This window comes from Vibrio rotiferianus CAIM 577 = LMG 21460, from assembly GCF_002741985.1.
GTDB classification, from domain to species: Bacteria; Pseudomonadota; Gammaproteobacteria; order Enterobacterales; family Vibrionaceae; genus Vibrio; species Vibrio rotiferianus.
The window spans coordinates 103,504-114,774 of record NZ_APHW01000020.1 but is presented as its reverse complement, the minus strand read 5'-3'; the positions used below and the strand labels follow the sequence as shown (position 1 = coordinate 114,774).

Annotated in this window: 11 protein-coding genes; 10 read left to right on the top strand and 1 reads right to left on the bottom strand. The window is 46.2% G+C overall.

The genetic code is table 11. From position 1 onward, the window contains the following. Positions 1 to 5 precede the first annotated feature (5 nt). Both B853_RS25995 and B853_RS09325 read left to right on the top strand, forming a co-directional pair. On the top strand, positions 6 to 212 hold the full coding sequence (locus B853_RS25995) for a hypothetical protein (RefSeq protein WP_038885082.1): 207 nt from the start codon (positions 6 to 8) through the stop codon (positions 210 to 212). Positions 213 to 390: 178 nt separating this feature from the next. Beyond that, positions 391 to 3,525, top strand: a complete 3,135-nt coding sequence (locus B853_RS09325; RefSeq protein WP_038885110.1) for an HD domain-containing phosphohydrolase — start codon at positions 391 to 393, stop codon at positions 3,523 to 3,525. A gap of 66 nt (positions 3,526 to 3,591) precedes the next feature. On the opposite strand, the gene B853_RS09320 is transcribed toward B853_RS09325, so the two are convergent. Further along, on the bottom strand, positions 3,592 to 4,497 hold the full coding sequence (locus B853_RS09320) for a LysR family transcriptional regulator (RefSeq protein ID WP_020197191.1): 906 nt from the start codon (positions 4,495 to 4,497) through the stop codon (positions 3,592 to 3,594). Between the two features lie 139 nt (positions 4,498 to 4,636). Between B853_RS09320 and B853_RS09315 the strand changes: the two genes are divergently transcribed. From B853_RS09315 to B853_RS09275, 8 genes are all read left to right on the top strand, one after another. Continuing rightward, on the top strand, positions 4,637 to 5,035 hold the full coding sequence (locus B853_RS09315) for a hypothetical protein (protein WP_005431160.1): 399 nt from the start codon (positions 4,637 to 4,639) through the stop codon (positions 5,033 to 5,035). Positions 5,036 to 5,097: 62 nt separating this feature from the next. Beyond that, complete coding sequence (locus B853_RS09310; protein ID WP_038885081.1) at positions 5,098 to 7,209, top strand: protein-disulfide reductase DsbD family protein; 2,112 nt, start codon at positions 5,098 to 5,100, stop codon at positions 7,207 to 7,209. Further along, positions 7,206 to 7,718, top strand: a complete 513-nt coding sequence (locus B853_RS09305; RefSeq protein ID WP_038885079.1) for a protein disulfide oxidoreductase — start codon at positions 7,206 to 7,208, stop codon at positions 7,716 to 7,718. Before B853_RS09310 ends, B853_RS09305 begins: the two co-directional genes overlap by 4 nt. 113 nt (positions 7,719 to 7,831) lie before the next feature. After that, a complete protein-coding gene (locus tag B853_RS09300; protein ID WP_038885109.1) occupies positions 7,832 to 8,587 on the top strand; it encodes a class I SAM-dependent methyltransferase in 756 nt (251 codons plus the stop codon). A gap of 17 nt (positions 8,588 to 8,604) precedes the next feature. Next, entirely contained in the window at positions 8,605 to 9,039 is a 435-nt protein-coding gene (locus B853_RS09295; protein ID WP_038885078.1) for a GNAT family N-acetyltransferase, read from the top strand. After that, the gene (locus B853_RS09290) at positions 9,036 to 9,569 is read left to right on the top strand and encodes a GNAT family N-acetyltransferase (protein ID WP_038885077.1); all 534 of its coding nucleotides are present in this window, start codon (positions 9,036 to 9,038) and stop codon (positions 9,567 to 9,569) included. The genes B853_RS09295 and B853_RS09290 overlap by 4 nt, the downstream gene beginning before the upstream one ends. After that, on the top strand, positions 9,566 to 9,979 hold the full coding sequence (locus tag B853_RS09285) for a hypothetical protein (RefSeq protein WP_038885076.1): 414 nt from the start codon (positions 9,566 to 9,568) through the stop codon (positions 9,977 to 9,979). The genes B853_RS09290 and B853_RS09285 overlap by 4 nt, the downstream gene beginning before the upstream one ends. A gap of 274 nt (positions 9,980 to 10,253) precedes the next feature. Next, on the top strand, positions 10,254 to 11,102 hold the full coding sequence (locus B853_RS09275) for an MBL fold metallo-hydrolase (protein WP_038885075.1): 849 nt from the start codon (positions 10,254 to 10,256) through the stop codon (positions 11,100 to 11,102). Positions 11,103 to 11,271 lie beyond the last annotated feature (169 nt).

The following is an 11,271-nucleotide window of genomic DNA, read 5'->3' as shown; positions in this document are numbered from 1 at the left end:
CGGAGATGTTTTACAAGCTTCTAACCTGTTTAAATGAAAAAAACAGCCTCGGAGACTGGTTTGAGCTTTATTTGATGCTGCCAACGGAAGAGCGTCTGACCAAAATTGGCATGATTTACCAACGTTACTACCATCTACACGAAGGCTTCAACAAAGAAGAAGCAGAGCAACAAACTCAAGTTGAAAGCGAAAGCGTTCCAGCACAAGCATAATTGTTACGTTTTCACTTAAGTACCCCAACTCAATTTAGTCACTAAGATAAAGCGCCTCCCGATGGAGGCGTTTTCGTTTGCTTCGACAAAATTTAGTAATTGGCCGAAACTCAATTTTTAGACAATAATTTCAGTTGGTTAAAGGATTAAGGTGTTTGGGTTACTCCAAGATGAAACGATGAAAAAACGTAAACGCATTTCGTTAAGGACAGTGCTAGGGTTGATGTTTGTCTTCTGTACCCTAGTGACAGCAGGTGTGGCGATTACTTTGCAATACCATTTTGCAAGGAAAACTGAGCTGCAACACACCCTCACCCGATATCAAACCATCGCGACAGGTGTATCGAGTCATTTATCTAATCTACAAAATTTAGCTGAGAACGTGGCACGAAGCGGCGCGCAGCTAGTGTCGCTCATCGGGGTAGATACGCCCGAAGAGAGCATCATTATTCCTTTGTCTAAATTGTTGGTAAGAGAACCCGGCATTCATAGTATTTTTGTTGCCAAAGCGAACAATGACTTCTTCCAGCTGATCAACCTTTCCTCAGAGGACATTCGTTCACGCATAGATGCTCAACCAGGGGACAAGTGGTTGTTAATCGCGCATAGTGGAGTGAAGCGAGAGCGTCGTAAAGTCAGTATTTACTATGATGAAAACTTTGTATCACGCCATGCTTTAGATGAGTTTAGTAACTTCATCCCGACTCAACGCAGCTGGTTTGAAAATGCTGACCATGATGACATTTACAATACTTCTCCTTATTTGTTCAACACTCTAAAAGTATCTGGGGAAACCTTTTCCATTAAGGTGCCAGAATCCGATACTGTGGTGGGTGTAGACATTCTTCTCTCCTCGTTAGAGGCGCAACTCACCAACCGTTTTGTCGAAAACAAGAAAGCGCCAGAAGCGGAGGCGTTTATCTATCAAGCGAACGGTCGATTGATTGCGACCAACAAGATGATCGATATCGAAGAGCGCTTGCCCTTGGTTTCACCTGTGAACTTAACGGATGAGCAGCGAGCACTGGTCGCCCAAACGCCAGAGTTGAAAGTGTCGAACCAAAATAACTGGGCTCCGGTTGATTACACCGTTGGTGGTCGCCCTAACGGCTTCTCAGTTGATCTGTTTAAGATGATTTCGGAAATGACCGGCTTAAAGTTTAAGTTTGTGAACGGTCGAAGTTGGAATGAGCTCGTCAACGACTTTAAAAATGGCAATATCGATATTCTTCAATCGATTGCTGACCAAGATGACCTTTCGAGCATCGGTGTAGTGGGTGAACCTCTTTATCACGCAAAGTTTGCGTTGCTCACTACAGAAGAGAACAAGCACATCAATACCTTAGAGCAAGTGAAGAACGAAAGAATTGGCTTGCTGAAAGGTTGGAGCATTCAAGATGACTTGTTAGAGGCTTACCCGCAAATGACCATCGTCAATTACGCTTCTTTGCACGATGCGATCGACGGGGTATTGAATGGAGACATCGTCGCTGTGCTCGACATTCGTCAAATATTGGTCAACAAAATACGCGAAACATTTCGTCAGAACTTAGCCATCACTTTGGTTAAGGATTCAAACCTCTCCAACGCGTTTTACTACTTGGCGAATGAGGAACAAAGGCCTCTAGTTGAGATCATTAACCGAGCCATTGATGCGATTACGCCAGAGCAAAGAAAAGAGCTGCGCGAAAAATGGTTTGAGGGTAAGGCAGCAGTGTCGACCTATACCTTTACTCCATACGAAGAGCTGGTCAAATTTGCCAAAGATCCTGAGTTCATCAACTCCGTTCAACTAGTGACGATCAATGGGAAAGACAAGTATGTTTTTGTCTCCAAACTCACTCATAAGGAAGAGCGTTACTTTGCTGTCGTGATTCCACAGGCTTACGTCATGTCCGGCGTAAATGAAGTGACGCTATATGCTGTGGGCGCATCCTTGTTTGTTCTTGCGTTGTTGATTCCCGTTGCATGGGAGATGGCGAAACCAATCTCACAGCCAATCAATATGTTGAGAAAGCAAGTCAGATTTGTACGCGATCGCGAATACGACAAAGTGCAGCGTGTTCACTCTCGTATTGAAGAGATTCACCAACTTGGTCTTTCAGTGATGCGAGGCAGCAACTCGCTTAAGCAGTTTGAACAAAGGCAAAATGAGTTCTTTGAATCAGTCATTCAGCTTATCGCACGTGCGATCGATGAAAAGTCTCCGTACACGGCAGGGCACTGTAACCGCGTGCCGGAGATTGCTTTGATGCTGGCCGAAGAGGCCGAGAAGTCAGAGCAAGGGGCGTTTGAGTCGTTCGCTTTTGAAAGCGATGAAGAGCGTCGTGAGTTCCGCATCGCAGCTTGGCTTCATGATTGTGGCAAGATCGCGACGCCTGAGTATGTGGTTGATAAAGGCAGTAAGCTAGAAACCAACTACAACCGCATTCACGAAGTTCGCATGCGATTCGAAGTGCTGTGGCGAGATGCGCAGATTCAATATCTACTCAAAAAGCTAAAAACTATGGGTGTCGATGAGCAACCCGAGCAAGCACTGGAACAAGAATTTGCGTCGCTGAAAGAAGAGTTCGAATTTGTCGCCAATGCGAACGTGGGGGCGGAGTTTATGTCGGATCAAGACATCGAACGTCTACACAAGTTGGCTGAGAAAGAGTGGACGCGTTACTTCGATTGTGGACTTGGTTTATCGCCATTAGAAGAAACGCGCTACCAACCACAAACAACGCCAGCAACAGAGAAGCTGCTTTCTGATCGTCCTGAGCATGTGATTGAGCGTGAACAGCCGTTTGATCTCGACCCTGAGTTTGGCATCAATATGACGGTGCCAGAAAAGCTCTACAACCATGGTGAACTGTATAACTTGGCCGTGCAGCGCGGTACGTTGTCAGCAGAAGAGCGCTTTAAGATTAATGAGCACATGATCAGCGGCATTAAGATGCTCGAAAGCATACCGTTCCCACCTGAACTTGAGCGCGTTCCTCGTTACGCTACTACGCACCACGAGGCGATGGAAGGCTTCGGCTATCCGAGAGGTTTGATGGGAGAGGAATTATCGATCCCTGAACGCATTCTGGCAGTAGCAGACATTTTCGAAGCGTTAACCGCGGCTGATCGACCTTACAAGAAAGCCAAGTCCTTGAGTGAGGCAATCAGTATTATGTCGAAAATGGCACTCGGTGGGCACATTGATAAAGACGTATTTAAGCTGCTGTTAACCAGTGGCACTTATCTAAGTTACGCCAAGCGCTATCTGCCAAATGAGCTTATTGATGATGTCGATATTGAGGGCTACATAGAGAAGCTATCTTAACCCTCATCAAGTCTGAAAAATGTGCGTAAGCGCTTCGGTTCTTACGCACTTTTTTATGCGCTAAACTTAAACATCAAAGTCTTGTTCAAATTTGGTTTTGACGAAATCGATGAAGGTACGAAGGCGTTTAGGTTGGTAGCGATCACGATGGAAAATGGCGGACAGCGGCACAGACGGGATCTCCCATTCCGGCATCACTTTAACCAGTTGGCCTTGCTCGACTTCCTCGTCACAGTAACTCAATGGCACACGAATAATTCCGTTACCGTGTAGTGCGCCCATCACAAGTGCGCGGCCGTTCTTGCAACGCAGATTGCCTTTCACTATTACATCGCTGTGCTCTTTCGGGTTAGCAACGTTACGATAACTCCAACGAGTGACTGAGCCCGTTAGCGTGCGATGCTTGGCTAACTCTTTTGGTGTGACGGGTTCGCCATAAGTCTTCAAGTATTTCGGGCTTGCAAGCGTCACCATATCAATCATCATCAGCTTACGTGCGACAAAGCCTGCGTCTTCCAACTCGCCCATACGAATCGCAACGTCGAACTGATCTTCAATCAAATCAATCCGCGGTGAAGAGAAGTCGAGATCGACCGTAATGTTCGGGTATTCCAACATGAACTCATTGACGTATTTAGCAATGATGTCTTCACCGATATAACCACCCACGCAGTTTACGCGAATCAAACCGCGCACTTCTTGAGTGTCGTCGACCGCGGCGATCAACGCTTGGTCGATATCGTGCAGTGCCTTTTCACATTCTTGATAGAAACGTTCTCCGGCATGAGTCAGGCGCAGCGTCCTTGTCGTGCGGGTCAGTAAGGTCACGCCCATTTGCGCTTCGAGCCCACTGATTTGGCGAGACACATGAGAACGCGACACCGAAAGGGCTTCTGCCGCTTTGGTGAAGTTACCCAGTTGAGCGATCAAAACGAACGAGCGAATATCAGCAAGATTAACTTTATTGAGCATGTTGAATTATTTACAGAAACGGTAGTCATAAGACTATCACAGTTAGTTACGAAAACGCGCTGTTCAAAAAATCATACTACTTGAGGTTTATGCTAACTTGCGTATGATTTCCCGCGTTTCCACATTTATCGAAGTTAGAATGCACTCATCCACTTTACAATCTGCTGCGTCCCGACAACAGGGCAAATGGCTCCTAGCGCTAATAGGCTGGGTGATTGTGGTGTGCCTGATGAAAAATTCTGGTTTGATGTTCAGTTGTGCCATGCAATATGACGCAAGCTCGACTTCTGCGGTTGTCGGCGATGAAGTTAAAATCGTAAAAGCAGAAAGTGGGCATGACACGAGTAAATGTGAATTGTCTGAAAAGCTGATTCAATTTGCTCAACAACAACTGGAAACCTTGGTCGTTGTATTATTTGTTGGCATTTTCGCGCTTGTCGTGTGGCGCTGTTGTGCATTCGCCAGCAAAAGACAATGGACCGAACCGATAGTCCAAAAGTATCGAGTCCATCTCACCCTGTGTGTATTCCGCGAATGACAAGTGATTTCTGACGAGTTTCGTCAGCGATTTTCTACACTTGTTTTTAACTAGGAATAACTATGAACCACATGAAAAAAACGACTCAAGCCGCGTTGATGCTTATCATGACGCTGGCGCTGAGCTTATTCTCGCTAATTGCCCAAGCACAAACGACAGACACGGGATGGCTGACCAACCCGCAGCATCCACCTGTGCAAACGCGCTTTGTCTTAACGGGCCAGCAAGATCCAAATACCAACACACTCACTGGTTACCTTGATGTCAAACTGACCGGTGATTGGAAAACTTACTGGCGTTCGCCGGGTGAGGGTGGCGTTGCGCCATCTATTGATTGGGAAAAATCACAAAACCTAACCAAAGTGGATTGGCAATGGCCGTACCCGCAGAAATACGAGCTGCTTGGTATCGAGACGCTAGGCTACAAAGGTGACACCGTCTTCCCAATGACGCTGCACGTCGAAGACATGAACAAACCAGTGACGATTGATGCGACGCTGACCCTGTCTTCATGTACCACCATTTGTGTACTAACCGATTACCACATTCAACTGTCTTTCCTACCTTCCGACCTACAAGTTGATGAAGGAGTGATGTTCACTTACGCGCAAGCGGTCAGCAGTGTGCCTCAAGCGTCGCCATTTGTTGAGGTGACAGAAGCAAATTGGGATGCAAACCAATCTAAGCTACAAATCAAACTGACTAACTCACAAGGTTGGCAAAAACCAGAAGTGTTGGTTGATGGTGTCGATGAAGCAACCAGCGATTACAGCTTCAAATTAGAAGGGCTGCATCAAGAGGGCAACACGCTTACCGTAAACTACCTCGTGAATACTTGGTTGGGTGATGTAGAGCTGGATAACCAATCGGTTTACGTCTCAATCAAAGACAATAACTTACTGGCGCAAGAAACCGCGCAAGCAAAAGCAGGTGTGATCACAGAAGCCTTGCCAAGTACATCACTGGTGAACATTTTCTTGTTCGCGTTACTCGGTGGTTTGATTCTCAACATCATGCCTTGTGTATTGCCAGTTCTCGGCATGAAGTTAAGCAGCATCGTAGCGGCACAAGGCGTTGAGCGTCGTCAAATTCGCACTCAGTTCGTGGCTTCTTCGCTAGGTATTCTGACGTCGTTTTGGTTACTGGCTGGCTTTATCTTAGTGCTGAAGCTCACTGGTAACGCCATCGGTTGGGGCGTTCAATTCCAAAGCCCTTGGTTCTTAGGTCTAATGCTGTTGGTGACCGGATTGTTTGGTGCCAACATGCTTGGCTTGTTTGAAATTCGCTTGTCTTCGGGTACGAACACTTGGTTGGCTTCAAAAGGGGATAACTCACTACTTGGGCATTACGTTCAAGGTATGTTCGCGACTCTGCTAGCAACGCCTTGTTCTGCACCTTTCTTAGGCACTGCGGTGGCGTTTGCACTGGGTGCAGACGTGGTGACTCTGTTTGCTATCTTCACTGCGTTAGCGCTGGGTATGGCACTGCCTTGGATCTTAGTGGCTATCTTCCCGGGGATTGCACTCAAGCTACCAAAGCCAGGCCAATGGATGAATGTCGTGAAGATCGTATTCGGCATCATGATGTTGGCAACCAGTGCGTGGTTGTTGTCATTGATGGCGAATCACTTGCCGGTATTTTGGGTCATTCTGATTGGCCTAGTTGCGTTCATCGTCATTATGGCGCGTGTTAAGCGTATTTATGGCAATAAAGCGTTGGCGATTTCTGGCACGGTTTCGTTGATTCTGATTGCTGGTGGTCTGGTACTAGGCAGTGTGACTGCAAATCATTGGGCGACGCCATTGCCAGAAGATTTGGCTTGGGAAAAACTGTCAAACGAAGCGATTGCCGACCACGTGAAGAATGGCCGTGTGGTGTTCGTCGATGTGACCGCAGATTGGTGTGTGACTTGTAAAGCCAACAAGATCGGCGTGATCTGGCAAGATCCGGTTTACTCACTGTTGCAAAGCCCGAACGTGGCGACACTGAAAGGCGATTGGACACATCCGAATGGCTCAGTGACCGATTTCTTGCGTGCGCACGGTCGCTTTGGTGTGCCATTTAACATCGTGTATGGCCCAGCAGCACCAGAGGGGATTCCTCTGCCAGTGATCCTGACTGACGATGTAGTGGTGAAAGCAATCGAACAGGCAAGTGGAGGCGCAATTAAGTGAACACAGTAAAAAAGCGCAAGTCGCTCAAATACTGGCTCAGTCAAGCGCTACAACTCGTCCTTATGGTGACCGTGATTTCGGTCGCCATGGATTGGTATCGCACTAAAGACATCCCTAAAGAGCAAGCACCACCTCTGAGTGCGATCATGGCCGATGGCGAATTTGTCGATGTGATTGCCAAAAGCCATGAAGAACCCGTCGTGGTGTACTTTTGGGCAACGTGGTGTCCGGCATGCAAGTTTGTTAGCCCAAGCGTGAGTTGGTTGAGTGATTACTATGAGGTGGTTGCGGTATCTGGCGCGTCTGGCCCGCAAGAAAGGGTGCAAAAGTTCATGCAGTCTAAAGACTACCAGTTCGACAACATCAATGACCCGAAAAGCGCCATCATGCAAGAATGGAGCATTAGCGTGACCCCGACCATCTATGTGTTAAAAGATGGAGAAGTGAGCTCAATTACCACAGGCGTCACAACGCCAATGGGCATTCTGGCAAGGATCTGGATGGCTTAAACTAATGCGTAGCACGTCGACTTTTTTCACGCTTTTACAATGACATAAGTGTTCAGGTGAGTATGGCGTGCTACATTCGGGCTCTTGATGTAGATAATAAACAAGGACTGTTTTTGAAGACACAAGACCTGAGTGAGTTCGCATCGGGCATGGAATACGATGCACAGTATGATAAACATTACGATGATGATATCGCTCTGATACAAAGCCACATTACCGCGATGGGTGCTCGAAATTTGCTGGATGTGTGCTGTGGTACGGGTATTGTCACCATACCTGTCGCGAAGAAGCTCGATAATGCTGTCGGTATTGATATTGCCGAGGGGATGTTACAACAGGCTAAACGAAAAGCGCAGGAACTAGATAACCTTTCCTTCTTGCAACAGGATGCCACTCAATTCTCTCTCGATAAACGCTTCGACATGGCGATTATGACGGGCAACGCTTTCCAAGCTTTCCTCTCCGATGAGATGCTAGTTGGCGTCCTTAATTCGATTTCTAATCACCTTAACAAAGGTGGGCGTTTCATCTTTGATACCCGTTTACCAACGCCCGATAACTTGGAAACTGATGCTGAAATGTCGCTGTGGCAAACCTATGAATTGCCCGAAAAAAGCGAAGTGAAGTACATGGGGATGAGCGAACGTTATGACGCTGAAAGTGCAATCCTTTATTTGAAGAAAGAACGTCACTACCAAGATGGTTCAACAATTCACTCAAGCATTGATTTGAAGTATCGAAAGTTATCTGAAATTGAAGCGTTTCTTGCTAAGGCGGGTTTATGTACCACCGAAAAATACAGCTCTTGGGCAGAAGAGAAGTTTTCTGAAAATTCAAACAACCTAATTTGCGTCGCAGAGAAGCTTTGATTTATTGGGAGAACACCATGCAAGGATATCGTATTAGCACTGCCTTTGAGGATATGGATCTGGATTGCATCCATCAGTTCATTTCACAGAGCTATTGGGCGAAAGGCGTGCCGAGAGACACGCTAGATAAAGCGGTGCGAAACTCCTTTTGTTTCGGAGTGTTCTCTGAGTCGAATCAACAAGTCGCATTTGCTCGTCTAATCACAGACAAAACCACCTTCGCTTATCTTGCCGATGTTTTCGTGCTCCCAGAGTTCCGTGGGCAACGCATTAGTAAATGGTTAGTTTCTGAAATTGTGTCCCATCCAGATCTTCAAGGTCTACGTAGAATGATTCTCGCGACGCGTGATGCTCATGGCCTGTATGAACAGTTCGGCTTTAAGCCTATCGAGCCCGTCGAGAACTTTATGCAGATATGGAACCCAGACGTGTATCAAGGTGAGAGTCAGTGAGATTAGAAGCGCAAGATGTGGCAATCAGGTACCTTGAAGAATCGGACGCGGTGCCTTTGTTTGAAAACTACCTTGGTGATGAGCAAACGTGTTTGTATCTCAATCGACAAGCACATCAAAGCCCAATTCAAACGTTACAAGCGATCGGTCGATGGCGAGCTCAGTACGAGTTGGCTCACCCTAATATTTTGGTACTCGTAATCGAAGAAAGCGCGACTCAAATTCCTATCGGGTGCTTAGTCTTAATCCCTGAAAGCAATCATAGCGAAATTCACTTTGGGATCTCTAGAAATTATCAAGGTAAAGGGTATGCGACTCAGGCGTGTAAGCTTGGCACTGAATATCTGAAAAGCATCGGAGTCGAGCAGATTCATACAGCTCCACATATCGACCATCAGGCCAGTATTCGCGTGCTCGAAAAGTGTGGATTTAAGAAACAAGGCGTGTTGAAAGAGTATTCGGTATTTCCTGCCCTTAGCGACGAACTTCAGGATTGTTGGGATATGCGGCTAAAAGAGTTGAAAGCATGAAATGGCTAATATGTTTAATGGTGCTCATCGGATATGAAGCAGTAGCAAATGAGAGGCTTCAAACTGCGGTTGAAGAGACTCCATACTCGGCTGTTGTAGTACTAACTGGTTTTGAGGGATCGGGGAAAGACGGTGGAGATAACTACTATAAGGTTCAAGCTAAGGTGCTGGATGGAGTTCGAGGCCACATTACTACCAACATTACTTTCGATATGTACACAGAGGTTGGAGATAGCCCTAAAATTGGAATTGATCCAATAATCATCACTCTCTGTCATGATGAGCAAGGGTACTACTGGCCCGGAACAGGCTCTGAATTCAAAGCTACCCAAGAACAAGTTTTGATAGCGAAAGAAGCCGCTAAGAATCTATCTGACGAACAAATAGTTTTTGCACATTGTGAACAGTAGAATCTTATACACCTAAGCCCAAAATATGTGTTTTGGGCTTTTGTTATTTAGGCTTTATTGCACCTGCTCGTCTGGGTGACTCCACATCAATGGATCAGAAAAAGGTCCCTTGATGGGCTAAGTGGATTAAAAATAGAGTAAGAATCGAAGGTGATTGAAAACTGATGTCGCAAACCTCTGTCTAATCACACAATTAGCATTACTTTTTTCTAGAAGTATCAAATCTCGTTATTGTCCCTCCCACTAAAGCTGTTCAACGTCACTAGGAGACACCATGATCGTTACCACTCTCGTTGATAATTCTCGTGTTGAGGACAGAACCGATCTCTGTGTCGAACGCGGTTTATCACTGCATATCGAAACTTTAGGTACAAAGCTGCTCTTCGATATGGGCAGTGGTAGAACGTTTTGCGATAACGCGCCTTTACTAGATATTGATATTCAAGAAGTGGATCTCGCCGTTATTTCTCATCGACATCATGACCATTGCAACGGAGCGTCCCACTTCTTGAAGCAGAATGACACCGCTCGCATTTACTTGAAGGCATGTAAAGAACAGGATTACTACTTTCGCGCCTTTGGTTTTAAAAGCGATGTTGGCATCGACAAAGCTTTGTTAGACAAAACAAATGACCGCATAGTGCAAGTACGCGAAACGACGAAAGTTGCCCCGAATGTTCATGTTATTACCAAGATCAGCGACAAGTACCCACAACCTAAAGGCAATCAGTACCTTTATACCCAATCGAAAGTTGGCAGCTATGAGCAAGACGCTTTTGAACACGAGTTACTTTTGGTGATCAAGGAAGAAGATGGCTTGGTTGTGTTCACGGGATGTGCCCACAGCGGAGTACTGAACATGGTTGAAACCGCCATAGCGTTGTTTCCAAACTGCACAATTAAAGCGGTAGTTGGTGGCTTTCATCTCGTAGGCCTGCCCGTTTTGAATGGTATTGGTGGCACCAAAGACGATATTAGAGCATTGGGTAGAGCACTATCAGAGTATTCGATTGATAAGTTTTATACGGGGCATTGCACCGGTACGAAGGCGTACGGGCTGTTAAAAGAAGTGCTAGGGGATCGTCTAGAACATTTACCGACAGGTCGCAGTGTAAACCTATAAATTGTCATAGTGATTTACTAGGGTCTGTTGTTCTTTCGTGGTTAAACTTTGTTCGGATGGGGACGCCTAGTCAGAATCGTTTTAGGCGAGGCAAGGAGTGTGTAGCCTAGTCATTCTAAGCAAATACTCCTTAACAAAGCATGAAGCGATTTTAGCCGAACCCCTAGGG